The organism is Pelomonas parva, from assembly GCF_043555835.1.
Classification (GTDB): domain Bacteria; phylum Pseudomonadota; class Gammaproteobacteria; order Burkholderiales; family Burkholderiaceae_C; genus Pelomonas; species Pelomonas parva.
In genome coordinates, this window is record NZ_JBIGHV010000010.1 from 254,227 (window position 1) to 272,208 (window position 17,982).

Annotated in this window: 21 protein-coding genes and 1 pseudogene; 11 read left to right on the forward strand and 11 right to left on the reverse strand. The window is 67.2% G+C overall.

Translation table 11 applies throughout. The annotated features are described in order from the left end of the window. Positions 1-81 precede the first annotated feature (81 nt). Positions 82-1,146, reverse strand: a complete 1,065-nt coding sequence (gene rsgA / locus ACG00Y_RS24190) for a ribosome small subunit-dependent GTPase A (protein ID WP_394483390.1) — start codon at positions 1,144-1,146, stop codon at positions 82-84. Positions 1,147-1,489: 343 nt separating this feature from the next. Between rsgA and ACG00Y_RS24195 the strand changes: the two genes are divergently transcribed. Both ACG00Y_RS24195 and ACG00Y_RS24200 read left to right on the forward strand, forming a co-directional pair. Next, positions 1,490-1,948: a DUF1428 domain-containing protein gene (locus ACG00Y_RS24195; protein ID WP_394483392.1), complete on the forward strand. Its 459-nt coding sequence runs from the start codon at positions 1,490-1,492 to the stop codon at positions 1,946-1,948. Between the two features lie 127 nt (positions 1,949-2,075). Next, complete coding sequence (locus ACG00Y_RS24200) at positions 2,076-2,918, forward strand: alpha/beta hydrolase (RefSeq protein WP_394483394.1); 843 nt, start codon at positions 2,076-2,078, stop codon at positions 2,916-2,918. 79 nt (positions 2,919-2,997) lie between these two features. On the opposite strand, the gene ACG00Y_RS24205 is transcribed toward ACG00Y_RS24200, so the two are convergent. Next, a complete protein-coding gene (locus tag ACG00Y_RS24205) occupies positions 2,998-4,167 on the reverse strand; it encodes a M20 aminoacylase family protein (RefSeq protein ID WP_394483396.1) in 1,170 nt (389 codons plus the stop codon). A gap of 162 nt (positions 4,168-4,329) precedes the next feature. Here ACG00Y_RS24205 and ACG00Y_RS24210 point away from each other — a divergent pair, with 162 nt between their 5' ends. The 4 genes from ACG00Y_RS24210 (at position 4,330) to ACG00Y_RS24225 (ending at position 8,426) form a co-directional block, all read left to right on the forward strand. Beyond that, positions 4,330-5,799: an aldehyde dehydrogenase family protein gene (locus ACG00Y_RS24210; RefSeq protein WP_394483398.1), complete on the forward strand. Its 1,470-nt coding sequence runs from the start codon at positions 4,330-4,332 to the stop codon at positions 5,797-5,799. Then, on the forward strand, positions 5,796-6,515 hold the full coding sequence (locus ACG00Y_RS24215) for a cupin domain-containing protein (protein WP_394483400.1): 720 nt from the start codon (positions 5,796-5,798) through the stop codon (positions 6,513-6,515). The genes ACG00Y_RS24210 and ACG00Y_RS24215 overlap by 4 nt, the downstream gene beginning before the upstream one ends. 23 nt (positions 6,516-6,538) lie before the next feature. After that, on the forward strand, positions 6,539-7,864 hold the full coding sequence (locus ACG00Y_RS24220) for an NAD(P)/FAD-dependent oxidoreductase (RefSeq protein WP_394483402.1): 1,326 nt from the start codon (positions 6,539-6,541) through the stop codon (positions 7,862-7,864). Between the two features lie 394 nt (positions 7,865-8,258). After that, the gene (locus ACG00Y_RS24225; RefSeq protein WP_394483403.1) at positions 8,259-8,426 is read left to right on the forward strand and encodes a hypothetical protein; all 168 of its coding nucleotides are present in this window, start codon (positions 8,259-8,261) and stop codon (positions 8,424-8,426) included. A gap of 38 nt (positions 8,427-8,464) precedes the next feature. Here ACG00Y_RS24225 and ACG00Y_RS24230 read toward each other — a convergent pair whose 3' ends face one another. From ACG00Y_RS24230 to ACG00Y_RS24245, 4 genes and pseudogenes are all read right to left on the reverse strand, one after another. Next, a complete protein-coding gene (locus tag ACG00Y_RS24230; RefSeq protein WP_394483405.1) occupies positions 8,465-8,872 on the reverse strand; it encodes a PDDEXK nuclease domain-containing protein in 408 nt (135 codons plus the stop codon). A gap of 44 nt (positions 8,873-8,916) precedes the next feature. Beyond that, positions 8,917-9,369 (reverse strand): annotated as a pseudogene (locus ACG00Y_RS24235) (DUF1016 N-terminal domain-containing protein); the annotation flags it as partial. A 33-nt stretch (positions 9,370-9,402) separates the two neighbouring features. After that, positions 9,403-10,389, reverse strand: a complete 987-nt coding sequence (locus ACG00Y_RS24240) for a relaxase/mobilization nuclease domain-containing protein (RefSeq protein ID WP_394483407.1) — start codon at positions 10,387-10,389, stop codon at positions 9,403-9,405. Beyond that, positions 10,374-10,976: a hypothetical protein gene (locus ACG00Y_RS24245; RefSeq protein WP_394483409.1), complete on the reverse strand. Its 603-nt coding sequence runs from the start codon at positions 10,974-10,976 to the stop codon at positions 10,374-10,376. Before ACG00Y_RS24245 ends, ACG00Y_RS24240 begins: the two co-directional genes overlap by 16 nt. A gap of 229 nt (positions 10,977-11,205) precedes the next feature. On the opposite strand from ACG00Y_RS24245, the gene ACG00Y_RS24250 reads away from it, so the two are divergent. Genes ACG00Y_RS24250 through ACG00Y_RS24260 form a run of 3 tightly spaced genes read left to right on the forward strand, consistent with a single transcriptional unit; the run spans position 11,206 to position 12,877 of the window. Continuing rightward, positions 11,206-11,697 carry a hypothetical protein gene (locus tag ACG00Y_RS24250; protein WP_394483411.1) on the forward strand — a complete coding sequence of 164 codons (492 nt, stop codon included), beginning with the start codon at positions 11,206-11,208 and terminating at the stop codon, positions 11,695-11,697. Continuing rightward, a complete protein-coding gene (gene stbB / locus ACG00Y_RS24255) occupies positions 11,694-12,437 on the forward strand; it encodes a StbB family protein (protein ID WP_394483413.1) in 744 nt (247 codons plus the stop codon). The genes ACG00Y_RS24250 and stbB overlap by 4 nt, the downstream gene beginning before the upstream one ends. Beyond that, positions 12,434-12,877 carry a hypothetical protein gene (locus ACG00Y_RS24260; RefSeq protein ID WP_394483414.1) on the forward strand — a complete coding sequence of 148 codons (444 nt, stop codon included), beginning with the start codon at positions 12,434-12,436 and terminating at the stop codon, positions 12,875-12,877. Before stbB ends, ACG00Y_RS24260 begins: the two co-directional genes overlap by 4 nt. Positions 12,878-12,896: 19 nt before the next feature. On the opposite strand, the gene ACG00Y_RS24265 is transcribed toward ACG00Y_RS24260, so the two are convergent. From ACG00Y_RS24265 to ACG00Y_RS24280, 4 genes are all read right to left on the reverse strand, one after another. Beyond that, the gene (locus ACG00Y_RS24265) at positions 12,897-13,247 is read right to left on the reverse strand and encodes a hypothetical protein (RefSeq protein WP_394483416.1); all 351 of its coding nucleotides are present in this window, start codon (positions 13,245-13,247) and stop codon (positions 12,897-12,899) included. A 63-nt stretch (positions 13,248-13,310) separates the two neighbouring features. Next, the gene (locus ACG00Y_RS24270) at positions 13,311-13,661 is read right to left on the reverse strand and encodes a DUF7673 family protein (protein WP_394483418.1); all 351 of its coding nucleotides are present in this window, start codon (positions 13,659-13,661) and stop codon (positions 13,311-13,313) included. A gap of 98 nt (positions 13,662-13,759) precedes the next feature. Further along, complete coding sequence (locus ACG00Y_RS24275) at positions 13,760-14,632, reverse strand: DUF932 domain-containing protein (RefSeq protein ID WP_394483420.1); 873 nt, start codon at positions 14,630-14,632, stop codon at positions 13,760-13,762. 72 nt (positions 14,633-14,704) lie between these two features. Then, positions 14,705-15,130, reverse strand: a complete 426-nt coding sequence (locus ACG00Y_RS24280) for a single-stranded DNA-binding protein (protein ID WP_394483422.1) — start codon at positions 15,128-15,130, stop codon at positions 14,705-14,707. 923 nt (positions 15,131-16,053) lie between these two features. Here ACG00Y_RS24280 and ACG00Y_RS24285 point away from each other — a divergent pair. Both ACG00Y_RS24285 and ACG00Y_RS24290 read left to right on the forward strand, forming a co-directional pair. Next, positions 16,054-16,656, forward strand: coding sequence for a hypothetical protein (locus tag ACG00Y_RS24285; RefSeq protein WP_394483424.1), 603 nt, complete (start codon positions 16,054-16,056; stop codon positions 16,654-16,656). Beyond that, a complete protein-coding gene (locus ACG00Y_RS24290) occupies positions 16,647-16,925 on the forward strand; it encodes a hypothetical protein (protein ID WP_394483426.1) in 279 nt (92 codons plus the stop codon). Before ACG00Y_RS24285 ends, ACG00Y_RS24290 begins: the two co-directional genes overlap by 10 nt. Before the next feature lie 194 nt (positions 16,926-17,119). On the opposite strand, the gene ACG00Y_RS24295 is transcribed toward ACG00Y_RS24290, so the two are convergent. Beyond that, entirely contained in the window at positions 17,120-17,530 is a 411-nt protein-coding gene (locus ACG00Y_RS24295; RefSeq protein ID WP_394483428.1) for a hypothetical protein, read from the reverse strand. Positions 17,531-17,982: the final 452 nt, after the last annotated feature.

Consider the following 17,982-nt stretch of genomic DNA (forward strand, 5'->3'; position numbering starts at 1 on the left):
GGAGGGGCTCCTGGGTTGACAAGGCCGTAAGCCAGCAAACGACACACCCAAGTCGCCGCAGGGTTGCAACCTTTCACTCACCTAACCCTTCTTCTCCAGCGCACGTCGGCTGCCCGCCTTGCCGATCGACTTCCACTTGCCGCGCAGTTCGATGCGCTCCAGCGCCGTCAACTCGCCACGTTGGGCATCGCGCATCAGCTTCTTGTAGTTATCGAGCCGGTCGCCGTCGACCTGGGCCAGCACGGCGCACCCGGGCTCGCCCTCGTGCCGGCAATCGCGGAACCGGCACTGCTGCGCGAGCGACTGCACATCGTCGAACGACGCCGCCAGCGTGCGCGCGTCCGCATCCGGCCGAAAGGTGCGCAGGCCCGGCGTGTCGATGATGCAGCCGCCCTGCGGGCAGCGGTGCAGCGAGCGCGCCGTCGTCGTGTGGCGGCCGCGGCCGTCACTGGTACGCACGGCGCCCGTCGACTGGCCGGCATTCGCCAGCGTGTTGATCAGCGTCGACTTGCCGGCACCCGACGAGCCGAGCAGCACCAGCGTCTGCCCCGCATGCAGCCAGGGGCCGAGATCCGTGCAGGTCTGCCGCGACAGCGCGTTCACCGGCAGCACCGGCACCGTGGCGGGCAGGCGGGCATACATCTGCGCGATGCGTGCCGGCGCGTCAGGCGCGATGTCGCGCTTGGTGAGCACGACAACCGGCGCCACGCCGCAGGCCCGCACCATCGCGATGTAGCGCTCCATGCGGCGCGCGTTGAAGTCGGCGTCCAGCCCCATCACCAGCAGCGCCGCGTCGACGTTGCTGGCGAGCGGCTGCCGGCGCCCGTCGTTGGCGCGGCGGGCGATCTGCGTGAGCGGCTCGACGCGCTCGACGATCCAAGCTTGGCCGTGCACGTCGACCTGCATGGCGACCCAGTCGCCGATGGTCAGCGGCTGCGCCGTGGCTTGCAGTTGCTGGACCAGCCTGGGCAATGTGCGGGCCGGATGCTCCGCGCGGCCGTCATGCAGCGTGAAGCGGTCGCGCTGCGATTCGGTCACGCGCGCCAGGCGCATGTCCGGCGCGGGTCCAGTGAGTTGTGCAGCACGCGTTGCAATGGCGGGCGTGAGCCCGAGCGCCTGCAGCGTCTCGAATTCGATATCGATCATGGGAGTCCATTGATGTTTGGCTTCGTCCGCGCGAGCGCGAACCTGTCCACGCGCAGTGGCGCGTGGCGCAATCAGTTGGGAAGCCGGCCGCGACTGGCGCGGCGATCAATGGCGCGATGAATGCAGGGTCAGGAGCGGGAAGCGCTCAGGCAGCCGGACACGAGAAGGACGACACGATTTGCTTGTTCCATGGTCTTCTCCTGGGCTGGTTGACGAAGGGCGCGAGTCTGCCAGCCGGTTGCGGCTGGCGTCAACCGTGCGAAGGCGTCTACGCTTGGCGCGCTGTTGCAGCCGACCCGACGGGCGTGCTGCCGCAGGGCGCTTGCCTCCTGCCAGGCGGGCGATGTCGATTTGGCGACCCGTCGTTCGTCGACGGAATACGGGGCACCCACAGGCGGGTGCGCCGAACGGCCAACCCAACAGGAGTGAAGACAGGTCCTACATCGATGGTTTCGTGATCGCAGTTCCCACCGCCAACAAAGAGAAGTTCGTCGAGCACGCGCGCCACTTCGACGCGATGTTCATCGAGCTGGGCGCTCTCCGTGTGATCGAAAGCTGGGGCGACGACGTGCCCGACGGCAAGGTCACCGATTTCCGCCGCGCCGTCCAGGCCACCGCAGAGGAGACCGTGGCTTTTTCGTGGGTCGAGTGGCCCGACAAGGCCACGCGCGACGCCGGCATGAAAAAGATGATGGAAGACCCCCGCATGGACCCGTCGACACCCGGCAATCCGCCCATGCCCTTCGACGGCAAACGGATGATCTTTGGCGGGTTTGAGCAGGTGGTGGAAGTGAAGGCTTGAGTGGCGGGGGCGACACGCCCCTGGACGTGCCGCGCGTGTCGGCCTTCGCTACCGCGCGACCGGCAGCGGATACCGCCGCACCTTTGCGGATAACGTGCGCGCGTCTACAAACCTTGGAGGAGACCGAATGGCACGGCTGCTTGTCACGACGCTTGCATTGATGTTGCCGCTTGCGGCACGTGCGCAGGGCGAATGCGCGCTCGAGAAATCCGAACACGTGTACAGCAATACCCCAAATGGCGCACTGAAAGCCTACGTGTTCACACCGGTTGGTCAGCCGGTGAAGCCCAGGGCTGCGGTGGTCATATTCCATGGCGGTGGCTGGGTCGTTGGGGAACCGTCGTGGGGGTTTTGGCTGGTGGACCGCTACGTCTGCAAGGGCATGACTGTGGTGGTTCCGCAGTACCGACTCTCTGATCAGAAGACCGCGTCTCCGGCCGAGGCGTCGGACGATGCGATGGCGGCGATCAAATGGACGCGCAAGAACGCAGCCAAGTTCCATCTCGACAGGAATCGAATCGCCTCATTGGGTTGGTCAGCCGGCGCCCACCTGGCTGCATCAGCTGCGGTGTTCGCCAATGACAAAGCGCAGCGACCGGATCTGCTTGCATTCGTCTCGCCCGCACTGTCCGTCGTTAATGACAATCACTTTCGCGCGCTGTTCCCGCCCGGGACGCCGATTTCGGACTTCTCGCCGGCTCAGCATGTAAGGGCCGGTCTACCTCCAGCAATCATCGTGACCGGCAGGACCGACACGGTCACGCCCTTGGCCGAAGTCTCGAAGTTCCACGAGAAGATGATCGAGGCAGGCAACGTTTCCGTGCTCAAGGTTATTGACGGGGTGGGGCATCTCTTCACGCCGGCTGGAGAGCCGGATAGCCGCATGCCTAAACCGGACCTGGCTATCCAAGCACAAGCCTACGGAGCGATCGACGCATTCCTGATCGCACATGGCTACCGTGACCGCTAACGCAGCCGGCTTGAGCAACCGCTTCTCTCCTCGTGCATGGCGCTTCCATGAGCGCCCGCTATGTCGGCATTGCTGAAGGTCACTCCCCCGTCCGCAACACCCGCTCCACCACCGCACAGAACCACCGCACGCCGTGCGGCAGCGCCTCGTCGTTGAAGTCGTAGCAGGGATGATGCAGCGGCCTGTCGCCGCCCTGCCCCAGCCACAGGTAGGCGCCCGGCCGCTCGCGCAGCATGAAGGCGAAGTCCTCGCTGGTGAAGGCGGGCCGGGGTGCTTCGGTGGCGCGCAGGCCGACATCGGCCGCGGCGGCCAGTGCGAGCGCGGCTTCGGCCGGCGTGTTGATGGTGGACGGGTAGTAGCGCGTGTACGCCACGTCGACCTCAATGCCCTGGCCCAGCGCCACGCCGGCCGCCGCGTCGCGCAGCGCGGCCTCGATGCGGTCCTGCACGGCAGCGTCGAAGCTGCGCACCGTGCCGGTGATGCGCGCTTCGGCCGGCAGCACGTTGTGGCTCTGGCCGCCCTCCAGCTTGGTGACAGACAGCACGGCCGAATCGGCGGGGTCGATGCGGCGCGAGACGATGGTGTTGAGCTGCACGACGAGCTGGCTCGCGGCCAGCAATGCGTCGGGCGTGTGGTGCGGCTGGGCGGCGTGGCCACCCCGACCGCGCAGCGTGATGTCGAAACGGTCCGCCGCCGCCATGATGGGGCCGGGCCGCGTTTGCGCCTGGCCCAGCGGCAGGTCGGGCCAGTTGTGCAGCGCGTAGACCGCGTCGCAGGGGAAGCGCTCGAACAGGCCCTGCTCCACCATCACACGGGCGCCGCCCTGCCCTTCCTCGGCCGGCTGGAAGATGAAGTGCACCGTGCCGTCGAACTGCCGGGTGCGCGCCAGGTGCCGCGCGGCGCCGAGCAGCATGGCGGTGTGGCCGTCGTGGCCGCAGCCGTGGTGTGCACCGGCGTTGCGGCTGGCATGGCCCAGGCGTGACTGCTCGGCCATCGGCAGCGCGTCCATGTCGGCACGCAGGCCGACCGAGCAGCCGCTCGTGCCGTGGCGCAGCGTGCCGACGACGCCGGTACCGCCCAGGCCTTCGTGCACTTCAAGGCCGAGCAGGCGCAGTGCCGCCGCGACGATGCCGGCGGTGCGGCGCTCCTGGAAGGCCAGCTCCGGGTAGGCATGCAGGTCGCGGCGCAGAGCGACCAGGTCGGGCATCAGGTCGTCGACCGCGGCGGCGGGGGTCTGTTCTTCAAGCATGACCGACTTTAGGTCCGGGGCTGCGGCCATCCACAGCAGCGCTCGCTGTTATGCGGGGCCGGCACGACAGATTCTTGCGAAAGCCGGCGCACATCCGGCACGCCCTCAAGCCGCCCTTCATGTCTACTTTCGTTCGCCCTGTCAGGCCAAAGGACATACCGAATGCACCCCGTCATCGAGCGCCTTACGAACGCTGGCCACCTGGATCGCGTCTTCATCGGCGGCGAGTGGAGTGCCCCGGCGGGCCGGGCCCGCATCGCCGTCATCGACCCGTCGACGGAGCAGGCCGTCGCCGAGATCACGCTGGGCAATGCGCAGGACGTGGACGCCGCCGTGGCCGCAGCCCGGGAGGCCTTCGTCACGTGGTCTGTCACCGCCGTCGAAACCCGCGCCGCGCTGCTCGACCGCGTGCACAAGCTGATCCTGGAGCGCGCCGAGTCGTTCGCCCAGGCCATCTCGCTGGAGATGGGCGCGGCCATCGGCATGGCCCGCAGAAACCAGGTGCCGGTGGCCGCCGAGCACATCCGCGTGGCGCGGGACGTGCTGCGCGGCTACCCCTTCCTTGTGCATCGCGAGGGCGTCGCCATCCTGCGCGAACCCATCGGCGTGTGCGGCCTCATCACGCCCTGGAACTGGCCGCTCTACCAGATCACCGCCAAGGTCGGCCCCGCGCTGGCGGCGGGTTGCACCGTCGTGCTGAAGCCCAGCGAGCTGTCGCCCCTGAGCGCGCTGCTGTTCGCCGAGGTGATGCGCGATGCCGGCATTCCCGCCGGCGTGTTCAACCTCGTCAACGGCGACGGGCCGGAGGTGGGCGCGGCGCTATCGGCGCATCCGGATGTCGACATGGTGTCGATCACCGGCTCGACCCGCGCCGGCGTGCTGGTGGCCCAGGCAGCCGCGCCGACGGTCAAGCGGGTTGCGCAGGAGCTGGGCGGCAAGTCGCCCAACATCGTGCTGCCGGATGCGGACCTGCCGCGCGCGATACCGCTGGGCGTAGCAGCGGCCTTCCGCAACGTTGGCCAGTCGTGCAGTGCGCCGACCCGCATGATCGTGCCGCGCGAGCACCTGGCGGAGGTCGAGCGGCTCGCCGCCGAGGCAGCAAGCGCCCTCATCGTGGGCGACCCGCGTTCGCCGCAGACGACGCACGGCCCGGTCGCGAACCGCGCCCAGTTCAACCGCGTACAGGAAATCATCGAAGCCGGCATGTCGGAAGGTGCCCGCCTCCTCTGCGGCGGGCCCGGCCGGCCGCCAGGCCTGGAGCGCGGCTTCTACATCCGCCCGACCATCTTCTCTAGCGTGCAGCCGCGCATGCGCATCGCGCAGGAGGAGATCTTCGGGCCGGTGCTGGCCATCATTCCCTACGACAGCGTGGACGAGGCCGTGGCGATCGCCAACAACACGGTCTACGGCCTGGGCGCCCATGTGCAGAGCCGGGACCTCGCCGCCGCGCGTGCCGTCGCGGCGCGCATCCGTTCCGGGCAGGTCCACATCAACCACCCGGCGTGGAGCCCACACGCCCCCTTCGGCGGCTACAAGCGCTCGGGCAATGGCCGTGAGTACGGCGTGGAAGGCCTGCAGGAATACCTGGAAACCAAAGCCATTCTTGGCTACATGAACGAGGAACCCACATGACCGCAGCTATCCTGCTGCACCGTGCCGACGGTGCCGCCCTTTCGACGCCCTTCCACCAGGCCGCATTCGGCAAGGATGACCCCTTCGCGGCGCAACGCGAGATCGCCTGGGAGGGCCCCGGTTCGATGATCGCCGCCCGCGTGAGCTTCACCGGCGCCATCGACGTGGCGAGCTTTCCCCACACCGAGACGCTCGTCGTCCTGGACGGCGAGCTGACCTTGACGGTGGCCGGCGAACCGCCGCTGCGGGTCGGCCCGCAGGCCGGCGCCGTCATCGCGCGCGGCACGGCGGTGCGCATCGAGGCGAGCTCCGGCGTGCGCTTCGTGTCCTGTGCGGCGGCGTGCGAAGCCGCGTCGGCGCCCGGTGTCACGCCGCTGCGGGCCGACGCCGATTTCAAACCGTCCAATCCGCCGCCGGCGCAGACGCTGCTCGGCCCCGCCCCGGCGTGCCGCAGCGACAACGTCTTCACCGAAGCGCAGTCGCAGTACAAGGCCGGCACCTGGGACTCGACGCCCTACGAGCGCATCGTGCGTGCGCATCCGCTCAACGAGTTCATGCACCTGCTCGCCGGCAGCGTGCGCTTCGCCGGCCCCGATGGCAGCGTGCTGTCGGCGGGCGCGGGCGATGCACTCTTCGTGCCCCAGGGCGCGCCCATCGGTTGGGAGAGCCACAACCATGTCGCCAAGTTCTACGTGGTGCAAACCGTCCAGGCCTGAAACGACCGAGAACGAGAACCCTCATGAACCAGCCCTTGCGAGCCCTGGAGACTTCGCCCACCCTGCCGGCGAGCGCCGATGTCGTCGTGATCGGCGGCGGCATCGTCGGTGTCTTTACGGCCTACTACCTGGCCCGGCGCGGGCTGTCGGTTGCCGTGGTCGAGAAAGGCCGGATCGGCGCCGAGCAATCCAGCCGCAACTGGGGCTGGTGCCGCCAGCAGAACCGCGACGCTCGCGAACTGCCGATGGCGACCAAGAGCCTCGAGCTCTGGGAACAATTTGCCGCCGACACCGGCGAAGACACCGGCTTTCGCCGCTGCGGCTTGTTCTATCTCAGCAATGACGAGGCCGAGTTGTCGGGTTGGGCCCGATGGGGTGATTTCGCGAAGACGGCCGGCGTGACGACGCACATGCTGAGCGGCCAGGAGGCGACGCAGCGCGGCGCTGCGACGGGCCGCGTCTGGAAAGGCGGCGTCTTCTCGCCCAGCGACGGCACGGCCGACCCGGCCAAGGCGGCGCCTGCCGTGGCAGTCGCATTCATGAAGCTCGGCGGCAGCGTCCATCAGAACTGCGCCGCCCGCGGCATCGAGCGGGAGGGCGGGCGGGTCAGCGGCGTCGTCACCGAAGCCGGCACCATCAAGACCCGCACGGTGGTGCTCTCAGGCGGCGCATGGGCATCCTCCTTCTGCCGCCAGCTGGGCATCCGTTTCCCGCTGGCCACGGTTCGCCAATCCATCGTGCGCGTGGCTGCGGTCGGGCAGCGCCTGCCGGACACTCTGCACACCAAAGGCGTGTCCGTCACGCGGCGCAGCGATGGCAGCTACACGCTGGCCATCAGCGGACGCGGCCGCGTGGACGTGACGCCGCAGCTGCTGCGCTTCGCCCCGCAGTTCCTGCCGATGTTTGCCAAGCGCTGGCGCAATGTTTTCCCTGGCGGGCTGGAGGGCATCCGCGGCGGTCATGAAACGCTCTCGCGGTGGCGGCTCGACGCGCCCACGCCGATGGAGCGGGTGCGTATCCTGGATCCGCAGCCCGACGCGAGGGCGGTCAAGCAGACCTATGACCGCGCCGTCGAACTCCTGCCCGCTTTTCGTGACGCGAGGATCGCCAACGCCTGGGCTGGCTTCGTCGACAGCACGCCCGACGGCGTACCCGGCATCGGCGAAGCGGCGAACGTCCCCGGTTTCATCATTGCTGCGGGTTTCTCAGGTCACGGCTTCGGCATCGGCCCGGGCGCCGGCCACCTTGTCGCCGACCTGGTCACCGGTGCCCAGCCGATCTTCGACCCCGCGCCCTACCGGCCGGGGCGATTCGACGAATCGGCGTGGGGCAAGGTGGCTGACTTCTAGGACCGATAACAGCGAGGCCCGTATCCGCGCGCCTCGCTACGAGCAATTTGCTTCGGATGCCAGCGTGGGCTGGCATCAATCTGGCATCCAGGCACCCGTAGGCTTCTCTGGAACCGGCGGCTGCTGATCGACGGCGGCCTGCGCACCATCGGCGACACCAGCCTCGGCTCGGCCAAGGTCGCGTTCCTGACGATCAAGGCACTGAAGCTGCGCCAGATGAGGCCGAGAACAAGCGCGACCACGCACTGCTGGCCATTGAGGAGCCCCAAGCGCTCATGCAGCCCCACCTGCAACGCTCGGTCTACCGCCATGTGATTGGCGGCCTGATCGTCGCAGAAGGCGAGACCCGGCCCGTATCGTTGCTGCTCACTACGCTCACGCCCATACTGGCAGCTTGGCACCGACCCGTTCGCTGACGCTGTGGCGCGACGCGGGCGATCAAGCATCGATCGCCACGCCCGCCGCGAGCATCGACTTAACGCCGGAAGAGGAAGAACTCGGGGAGCCGCCCGGTCCACGGCAGAGCTTCAACATGGCCACGGCGATGCAGACGCCGCCGTAGGCGACCTACGTACTCGGCTTACGGCCTGCGCTCACCCATCACGCGGTCCCACCCTTCTTCTCGCGGCGCACGGGCGCAGCGGTCATCGGAGCGGCATGATGCTCAGCCGTCGCCGCATTGAAGGCATAGAACTCATGCAGTTTGGCCGCCAGCATCTGCTTGTCGGGCAGTTGGGTCTGGTACTGCGCTACCAGCGCCGGCGAGAGGCTGCGACTCAGCGAGTACTCCACCACTTCGCTGTCCTTGGACGCGCAAAGCAGCACGCCGATGGCAGGGATCTCGTGCGACCTGCGCGCGTCGAGGTCCAGCGCTTCGAGGTATAGGTTCAGCTTGTCCAGGTGCTCAGGCTTGAAGCGCTCCACCTTCAACTCGATGGCGACCAGGCAGTTCAGCCCCCGGTGGAAGAACAGCAGGTCGAGCGCAAAGTCGCGGCCGCCGACCTGCACCGGGAACTCCGAGCCGACAAGACAGAAGTCGCGGCCCAGCTCGATCAGGAAGGTTCGAAGCGGCCCAGCAGGCCGCGGTGCAGGTCGGCCTCGCTGTGGTTGGCAGGCAGGCTCAGGAACTCGACGTCGTAGCCGTCCTTGAAGGCAGCAGTGGCAGCGTCGCCATGCATTTGTGTCAGCGCCGACGACACTATTGTCGGGCTCAGCACCACGCGCTCGAAGCTGCTAAGACTGTACTGGCGCTCCAGCTCGCGACTGCTCCGCTTCTCCTGCACGGCCATGCGCAAGTAGAACTCCCGTTCTTCGGGGCGCTTGGACTGGGTCTGGATCATGAGGTTGTGCGTCCAGGGCAGTTGCGTCAGCAGTGCTGTCACTTTCTCGTCGGCGCCGTAGGCCTCGAAAGATTGCCGCATGCGGAGCGGGTTCCTGCGGGTGAAACCGCGCTCCCAGGGCGTGGTGCGCGCGAGGTGCTCGGCCAGGCTGTCCACCACGCCCTCTGCCCAGACGGCACCAACGCGTTCTTGGACCGGCTACCGCGATGGCATCCGGTCCAAGCCCGGCGCCTGCTGCAGGTCCACGTGGCCGCTGCGAGATCGACCCCCGATTGCCCCTTGGTGAAGGACAAGGGGCATGCCCTGCACAAAGTTCACGACGGCCTGGGCCAGCTTGCGGTCGGCAGCATCGCCAGACAGCGCCAGGGCACGGCCAATGTGCACCCAGGCCTCGGCGTTGACGGCCCGCGCGGCGTGGACCGGTGCTCCGACGGCGGCATCGGAATGGTCGGCACGAAGCCGCCCGTCCTCTCGCGCCTTGATGCGCCAGAGTGGCTCGAAATTGCGGCGCTGCCCCCGTGTCGCCTGCCGGCTGGCTTCGGCGTCGATGCCGAAGCCCCGCAGCTTCTCGGCAAAGGTCTCGCGCCAGCGATGCAGGTCCGCCTTGCGCGGATTGAGCCGCTTGCCATGGATGGACTCTGCCCGCACGCTGATGTGAACGTGCGGATTGGCCTGATGGTCATGCAGGACCATCACGTACTTGTGGTCGGCCAGTTCGGCCCGCGCGAATTCACGCGCGGCACGCTGGACGGCCTGTGGGTCCGTGCCGCGTGGCATGGACAGCATGATGTTGAAGGCTTCGCGCCGATGACCTGCCTCGGCAGCTTCAGGAATCAGCGAGCCGCCGAACCGCCACTCGTCGCCCAGATCGCGCAGGGCATCCTTGCCCCTCAACGTCTCGCCACGCTGGTCCTCGATCTGCTGCCGACCGTTCTTGCTGATGTAGCGGAAGTGCGCAGCAATGGCCTGCATGCCGCGCCCGCCGCCCGTTACCTTGACCATCACCTGGGGAGCACGCCGAAGCACCGTCGCCTCGATGCGCTTGCGGATGGTGGCGGCCCGATGGGCTGCGGCATCGCCTCTCAGCTTCGGCGGAGGAGCCCCCTTGACGATTCGGTTGCCAGGATAGAAGAGCCTGTCGCCCCACGTCACCAGGACGCCGTCGATGTTCACACCTTGTGCCATGGGTCACTCCGTTTCTGCCGCCTGGGGTTGGGCGCTCCATGCGACGACGCCTGCGGGCTCTGCAGCGCCGACAGCACCTGCGCGGCGAGGCGAAGGTGCTTGCGAACGTCGGCCGCCATGCTGTCCAGCATGTCGCGGTAGACCAGCGCCTGCTGAACGTGGCCTTCGCGAAGAAGAGCTGTGAGCTGGTGCGTATTGCGGCTGAGCGTCGACAGCTCGGCACACGAGGCCACCAGCGACGAAATGTGTTCGGCGCGCCCGCCCGTGCGAAGCACGGGAATGCCATCCGACAGCCCCACCAGGTAGGCGCCCCTCGACAGGCCCGCCGCCCGGGCACCAGCGGCCAGGCGTTCCGCTTCAGGGCGCCTGACGCGGATCGAAAGCTTGAGCCAGCCAGCTGCCTCGTCGTGCGCTTCGGGCGAGCCGAGCTGCGCAGCACCGTCGGCACCGGCGGCGTCTAGCTCGCGCGCCACTGCGTCCCGGACGACGACCGACACGCTGCACCTTTTCGCCTTAGCGTGCGCCACCAGCGCGGCCTTCAGGCCGCGCATATCGACGGTGACGAAGTCATGCGCAGAGGTGTTCATGAGCCGACTGAAAGGAGGCTGCGGAGCGCTTGTGAAATCGGCGGCAGGCCGCCTATCTCTGCACTCACCCATTCCCCCAGTATTGGCCTGATCCGCGGCATTCAAGCCGCTGGATTCAGGCCCGAATCCAGCGCGCTCAACGGCACACCCAGCGCCGAACATGGGTACAGGCGGGTCTTCGTGAGTTGCCTCCGGATCGTCACCGGGTGACCACCGGATCGAAGTGAATATGAAGTGGGTCGAAAGCGGGTGCGAAGTGAATCGAGCCGAACCGAATCCGAACGACACGTGCCGCGAACGCGTCCAGGATCTCACCGTTGGCCGCGCGAACGAGTCTCCGTTGCCCACCCGGCTGCAGCCGAAGGAACCACCAGGTCAACGCACTCGCAAGGCGCGGCGGTTCGGTGACGAGATCCGCAGGCTGCACGCGGAGGGCTACTCCCTCGAAAGCATCCGCGAGACGCTGGCTGAAGCCGGCGTCGTCGTCAGCTGGAGCACGGTCCAGCGCGAGGCAGCGCGGCAGGCGCCTGCGCCGCCTCAAAGAGCCAGCATAAGGCCTCAACCCGACCTGTCCGCGCCGGCTGTCAGCCGGACTTTCGGCGCCACGGCTGCTGTCGTTGAGCCGCCTGCCGCGCCGCCGCGCCAATCCGGCAGAGAGGTCGCGGAAGCGTTCTTCCAGACCCACATTTCCAACCCGCTTCTCCGAAAGGACGAACGATGAAAGTAGCCGTCATCAACTTCTCCGGCAACGTCGGCAAGTCCACCGTGGCAAGGCACCTGCTGAAGCCAAGGATCCCCGGCGCCGAGGTCATCATGATAGAGAGCATCAACGCCGACGAAGGCGAGCAGCAGGCACTGCGCGGCCGGCAGTTCGGCGAACTGCAGGAGTACCTGCAGATGACGGACAACGTCATCGTCGACATCGGTGCGAGCAACGTCGAAGAGTTGCTCGCGGCCATGAAGCGGTACCGGGAGAGTCACACCGACTTCGATCACTTCATCGTGCCGACGGTTCCCGCGCTCAAGCAGCAACAAGACACCGTTGCCACGCTCGCCGAGCTCGCGCGCCTGGGGATACCCGCCAAAAAGGTCCACGTTCTGTTCAACATGGTGGAAGACGGCGAGGACCTGGCTCAGGTGTTCGATCCGGTCCTGGCGTTCCTTGCTGTGCACCCGGTGGCCGAGGCAGACCTGGCATGCCGGATGGGCACGAACGAAATCTACGGACGGATCCGGCGAACGGACCTTGACCTGTCAACGCTGCTGGCCGACGAGACGGACTACAAGGCCGCCATCGCCGCTGCCGAAGGGCAAGCCGCCAAGCTCGTACTGGCGCAACGTCTGGCCACACGCAGGCTGGCCGCCGGGGTCGTCCCCGACCTCGACGACTGCTTCGCCGGGTTGCGCTTGGATTACCCGCCGTATCCCCCTGCGGCAGTCAGGCGCGGAAGGACGCCATGAGCCCGCCGTCCAACGCGCGCGAAGCGCTGATCGCCGAACTGATGGGCGAGGTTTCCACGCTGCTGGACCGCGTAGACACGCTGATTCCCGCGATGAACGCGACGTGCGATGCCCTGACCCGCGCCCGTGCGGAGATGGACGCAAGGGCCGCGCAGGCGCAAGCCAGCATTGCAGCACTCACCGAGGCAGCCAAGACGCATGCCGTCCGACACATCGCACACCGAACGGAGGAGCTGGCCCAGCGCACGGCAGAAGCTCAGAGCAAAGCCATGCAGGTGGCGGCGCAGCAGGCGTTCCGAACGGAGCTGGAGCCGGCTCTCGGGCAGCTCAAGCTCATGCTCGGCGTCGGCTTGCGAAGTCAGTGGCTAGCCCACGCGGCCACGGCTATAGCCTCATCCCTGATCACCGCGGCGCTAACGATGAACCTCTTGGCACCGTGATCGCAGCTCGCCAGGGAAGCTACGCCAGCGCCGAATCGATGCGCAGGCCCAATTCGCACGCCAGGAGGATCGCGGCCTTGGTACCGGAGTCAGCCCGGCCGGTCCCGACGTACCGCTGCGCAGCACGAAGTTCGACCCGCAGCTTGTGCGCCGCCTCGCTCACCTCGCTGGGCGCGCGCGCCATCGACAGCGTCATTCGCAAGACCTGCGTCAGTCGATCGATCTCCCTGAGATGGAGCAGCAGTTGCCGCTGCCATGGCTTTAAGGGCGGCAAGGCGACCAACACCGCCTGAACCAGCTCGTCGAGATCAGTGATGGCTTTCTCGACATGCCCCGCCTTCAACGTGGCCTCATCCTTGATGGTTTCCATGTAGCGCAAGGATAGAACACGGCGCCTGCAGCCGTCGCGTGCAGCACACGGCGCCCCCCACGCTCAGCTGGCGCTACGTGACGCGAGTCCCCAGCGTTGGATGACCGCTCGCACGCGCGAGTGACCATCCGGCACCAAGCTGTAGAGGTCGGCCTGCGCCCAGCGCAGGGCGTCCAGGCAGCACAGCATGTCATCACTGATCTCCGCATCAACGGCTCGCAGCTCAAAAGGGTCAAAGGGAAACCTGCGGCCGTTGAACGTGGAAGCCACAAACGCTGCAACCCGGCGCGCCTGGCTGGTGTTACCGGTCTCGGCAATCTGGAGCAGCCGGGCGAATGCCGCACCGCCCTTGTCTGTAGCGCACTGAGAACGCACGCCGAGGCGAGCGATCTCCTCCAGGATGGAGTTGGACATGATCGTCTCCTTGATGTGAACGACAGGCCCGACCGATGGTCGGACCGGTTCAAGCCAGGCTGAGCGCTGGATTCGCAGACAAATCCAGCGCAGGCGACTCAATCGGCCTTGAGCTTGCGCATCTCCTCGGCCAGCATCCACAGCGCTCGATTGAGGCTCACGCCACGGTCGATGCCGCCGACCGGCCGCGTTTGCATGCGGCGACCTTGAGCAGTGCGACCAAGCTGGCCGCCCCTGATGACGTTTTCCTGCACGCACTGGAATGTTTTCCAGAGGCTGCGGCCCACGTCCTCGGGCCTCCGCGCCTGGGTTAGTTGCTCGGCCGTGATGGGCGCCGGCCGGTGGCCGCCTGTCTCTTCGATCACCTGCTCGCCGAATCGCAGCGCCAGCGCCGCCGTCGCGAACGCGGTCTGCTCCCGCGGCTCCAGCTGCACGGCTTTCATCACCTCGGCATGCGCTTCGACCAACTCGAACTGGCGCAGCACCCGAAACGCGCCTTCGATCACATCGTTCTGAATGCTGCCCTTGTGCGGGATGCGGATGTCCTCCACGACATCCCCCACCACCAGCCCGTTGCAACAAACGAAGCGGATCATCCCCGCGAGCATGCGGTACGAGCTGGCGCCATCGTGGCTGTTGATGAGGATGACCTCGCTGGCCTCGGGCTTAGTCTGGACCTGCCCAGCGTGGCGCATGCGGATCATGTGCTTGGTGAAGTCCGCCTTGCCCTCCACGAGGCTGGCGCCCTGGGTCACCATGAACGGCTCGAAGCCCTCCTTGCGCAGGCCGCGCAGCACGTCGATGGTGGGGATATACGTGTAGCGGTCGGAGCGGCTGACGTGCTTGCCCTCCGCAAAGATAGACGGAGCAGCCGCGCGCATCTGGTCCTCGCTGAGCGGCTGCTCGCTGCGCAGCGTGTGCGAGGTACGGCCCGAGAAACGGGTGGCGAGTGTGGATTGGGTCGAGTACATGATGGATTCCTTCGATCGTTGATGGTTTCGAAGGGCGGGGGGCGACGGATCGCCCTGCCCGCCCCTGTCGGTTCAGGCATGGGCTGGGCGGTGCGAATCGGCCTTCGCCTCGTCGCCGGCGCTGGGCCTGGGCTTGTTGCCGCCACGGCGCGCCTCGGCCTCGGCGCGGCTGTCAAGGAAGTCGATCTCGTCGACCACGAAGTCCCAGCCATAGACGGTCTCGCCGTCCCTCACGTAGTTGTTGTTGCTCATGCGTCCGACGACGTTGACGTGCGAGCCTCGGCCCAGATAGGCAGCGGCGTTCTCCGCCTGCGCGCCCCACAGCGTCCACTGGATGGACGTCGCTTGGTACTCGCGCGCATCGCCCGAGCCACGCGCCGAGTTACTGATCGCAACCAGCGTCCCCTTGGTAACGCGGCCTGCCCGGCCCTCGACGAACTCGACCTTGACGTTGCCCGCCAGATGCGCATTGCGCTGGATGACTTGAATGTTGGCCATGACCAACCTCCTTGCATGAGAGACCAGCCGGCGCCCGTCCTGGGTTCCTTAAAACTGATCCTCTCGCTCGGACTCCCTCGCCCCCGCCCACGGGCGGGCGGGGGGTGGGCATGGCCCCTTCCGGCGGGAAGGGGTTGGGGATGGGGTCGGTCTTGAACGCAGCCGAAGCAGTGCGCCGGTTTCCCGGCCCACCGCATTGAAGATCCCCCCACAAGTCCCCCTCACCCAGGGACGGGGGTTGTGGGGGGATCGCGGTGGGACGACCGGCGCACCGGCTGCCCCACCACGGGCGTCGCAGCGCCGCAGCGGATGTGCCAGCTCGCCTGGCGCAGCGGGTGCAGCGAAGTCGCGCGCATCCACCGAGCAGCGGCGGTACCGCGACCGGCGTGACACCAAGCGCAGCGACTGGCGCGACGGTCGAGCCGCTGCGAGCACTTCTCGGCTGTTCGCGGCCCGGCCTCGGGCATGGCGGGTGCTCGGGGCGGCGATCTGGCCGGACCCGCGCGAAGCGCAGCCGATCAGTACCGGCCTGTTCGCCAAGCGGGCCCGTTCACGCGCAGCGTGAAGGAAACAGGCCCGCGATCCCCGAGCGCGGGAGGGCCGCGCACCCCAAGCCCCGCGTGCGCAGCACACCGCACTTCAGCGCCGCAGGCGCCTGCGAGAGGGATCGGGATGGCTGCGCAGCAGTCCACGCACCGCGTGGATGAGCGCCAGGCGCGAACCCGAGAGAGCCCGGTCGGCGCAACGCGCCGGCTCGCCCGCACTGCCTCGGACCAGGCAGACAGCACTCGACATCCGCCCTCGTCTGCGATACTGTATGCACATACAGTATTTATATGCCTGCAATCCCTGCAGAGCCCGCAGCTCGGGCATCCAGGTCATTGAGCCACTGGCAGCCACTTCACGCCCCACGGAAGACGCGCATGAACACGAAGTTCTACATCCCCTACTTCCCCAGCAACCCGTATGGTGCCGAAGCGCCTGCAAAGGCCCCGGAGGCCGCCCGTGCGGCCTTGGAGGCACGGCTGGGAGGAGCGTGGCAGGTGCTGGCCGCCAAGGCTGCCTTCGAGCAAGCCGGCGGCCTGCATGCCTGCTGGCGCGGGATCTATCCGCCGGCCCTCACGCGCTGGACCGATGCCACCCGCGACGCACTCGACGCCGCCTACCTGGCTGAGCCACCCCGACAAGTATCGATCGAGGACATCGACCAGCTGAACTCGGCTTGCATCGACGTGATCGCCACCGCCCGCTACGCCTACACACAGCACGAGTGGCTGGACGCGTTCACCGCCCACTTCGGCATGAGCGACTACTGCAACTCCCGCGAAGAGGCCGCTGCAGCTGGCCACCGCTGGCTCGCGATCGCTTCCCAGGCCTGCCCCATTGCCGCCGCGGAACAAGAAATCAGGAAGCGATCCCACACCGCACAGCGGTTAGCTCTCCCACGCGACCCCACAACCATCGCCAGCGCTTACCTGCCCCGAGCCATCAACCCCGAAACCCAAGGAGCACCAGCATGCTTCTGAACCTGAACGACCCCGACAGCATCGTGGCCTGGTGGACCGTCCTCCCAGATCGCCACGATGCCTACCTGTCGCACAAGGCCCGGGTCAGCCCCGAGTTCGCGCCGGCCATCAATGAGGCCCGCCGCCGCATCGCAGCACATCCCGAGCTGAACCGGACGCTTGAGCTGTCCAACGCGCGACGACTCCAGCACGAAGCGGCGATGGCCAGCCGCAACGACAGCCTCAGTTCGCTGCAGCTGAGGCACCAGGAGCTGGCAACGGCCGCCTGACCTGACACCTACACGCACCCCGCAGTTGCCATGGGTCCCACTGACCCGATGGCATTGGGCTTGCTGCTTCGTGCCGCAAGCCCTTTTTTCCGTTTCCGCGCGGCCTCGTCAACCAGGCGATGCACTGGCGCTCAATGCAGGGCCAGGTGAAGCTCTTGGGAGTCGCCGAGGGTGCAGGCGCCGTCTCTCGCACCTCAGTCACGCGCTCTTGTCGCAAGAAACGCCTGAGCGTCCAGGGCGAACATCCAGGCGCCAGATCGCTGAAGCGCGCCCTTCACACTGTGCACGTCTGCTGGGAAATTTTCATTCAGTTCGGGTGAGAAAAGCGTGCAGCCCAAATGCGACATGAGCACGCATACCAACGAGATGAAGCTGTCCGCATCGCTCCTGGCGTCGATCCGCACATCCAGTTCGCAGCCCTCGTCGTCGAAGGCCACGTCAATGCGGTTGCCCTCTGCAGGGCCGTACATCAGCCAGCCTCCTGGCTCCGCACTGCGATCCATGAGGCCATCAAGGAAGGAATCGATCCGAGCCAGATCGAACGTCGGCAGCGACGTGCCGCCATCGCCGCAAGCCGCCTTCATGTCGAACTGCCAAGCTGCCACCACACGCCCCCATTCGAACGAGAAGTTGTGAGCAGTCGAGCGTGCCAGAAGTACGAAGCGCTCGCTACCGCATGTCGGCTCCGCCAGCCCCCGAAAAGATCCTCCTGGGACCTGCATGCGGCAACGCGTGCACAGGAGCAGCCGCCCTGGAACATCCACGCACGCCCCGATCAAACACCGACGGCTCAACGCTAGATAACCGAGCAATCGATTCATCAATACTGACGAGACTCGCAGGAAGTCGCGCCGGTACACCGTTGACGTTCAAAGCCAGGGTCGATAGCTTTGCGGCCTGCCCGGCGTCAACTACCCTGAGCTGCCAGCGTCAACTATCTTGAGCGGTGCGGGTGGACGTTGATCATGGTGTTGGAGGGGCGGGGGGGGGGGGGGGGCCCCCCCCCCCCCCCCGGGGGGGGGGGGGGGCCCACCGAAAAAAAAAGCAGGGGGGGGGG

Excerpts from the sequence above, each read along its gene's own strand:
- rsgA (WP_394483390.1), bottom strand. The coding sequence starts at position 1,146 with ATGATCGATATCGAATTCGAGACGCTGCAGGCGCTCGGGCTCACGCCC.
- ACG00Y_RS24195 (WP_394483392.1), top strand. The coding sequence starts at position 1,490 with ATGTCGATTTGGCGACCCGTCGTTCGTCGACGGAATACGGGGCACCCA.
- ACG00Y_RS24200 (WP_394483394.1), top strand. The coding sequence starts at position 2,076 with ATGGCACGGCTGCTTGTCACGACGCTTGCATTGATGTTGCCGCTTGCG.
- ACG00Y_RS24205 (WP_394483396.1), bottom strand. The coding sequence starts at position 4,167 with ATGCTTGAAGAACAGACCCCCGCCGCCGCGGTCGACGACCTGATGCCC.
- ACG00Y_RS24210 (WP_394483398.1), top strand. The coding sequence starts at position 4,330 with ATGCACCCCGTCATCGAGCGCCTTACGAACGCTGGCCACCTGGATCGC.
- ACG00Y_RS24215 (WP_394483400.1), top strand. The coding sequence starts at position 5,796 with ATGACCGCAGCTATCCTGCTGCACCGTGCCGACGGTGCCGCCCTTTCG.
- ACG00Y_RS24220 (WP_394483402.1), top strand. The coding sequence starts at position 6,539 with ATGAACCAGCCCTTGCGAGCCCTGGAGACTTCGCCCACCCTGCCGGCG.
- ACG00Y_RS24240 (WP_394483407.1), bottom strand. The coding sequence starts at position 10,389 with ATGGCACAAGGTGTGAACATCGACGGCGTCCTGGTGACGTGGGGCGAC.
- ACG00Y_RS24245 (WP_394483409.1), bottom strand. The coding sequence starts at position 10,976 with ATGAACACCTCTGCGCATGACTTCGTCACCGTCGATATGCGCGGCCTG.
- ACG00Y_RS24250 (WP_394483411.1), top strand. The coding sequence starts at position 11,206 with ATGAAGTGGGTCGAAAGCGGGTGCGAAGTGAATCGAGCCGAACCGAAT.
- stbB (WP_394483413.1), top strand. The coding sequence starts at position 11,694 with ATGAAAGTAGCCGTCATCAACTTCTCCGGCAACGTCGGCAAGTCCACC.
- ACG00Y_RS24260 (WP_394483414.1), top strand. The coding sequence starts at position 12,434 with ATGAGCCCGCCGTCCAACGCGCGCGAAGCGCTGATCGCCGAACTGATG.
- ACG00Y_RS24265 (WP_394483416.1), bottom strand. The coding sequence starts at position 13,247 with ATGGAAACCATCAAGGATGAGGCCACGTTGAAGGCGGGGCATGTCGAG.
- ACG00Y_RS24270 (WP_394483418.1), bottom strand. The coding sequence starts at position 13,661 with ATGTCCAACTCCATCCTGGAGGAGATCGCTCGCCTCGGCGTGCGTTCT.
- ACG00Y_RS24275 (WP_394483420.1), bottom strand. The coding sequence starts at position 14,632 with ATGTACTCGACCCAATCCACACTCGCCACCCGTTTCTCGGGCCGTACC.
- ACG00Y_RS24280 (WP_394483422.1), bottom strand. The coding sequence starts at position 15,130 with ATGGCCAACATTCAAGTCATCCAGCGCAATGCGCATCTGGCGGGCAAC.
- ACG00Y_RS24285 (WP_394483424.1), top strand. The coding sequence starts at position 16,054 with ATGAACACGAAGTTCTACATCCCCTACTTCCCCAGCAACCCGTATGGT.
- ACG00Y_RS24290 (WP_394483426.1), top strand. The coding sequence starts at position 16,647 with ATGCTTCTGAACCTGAACGACCCCGACAGCATCGTGGCCTGGTGGACC.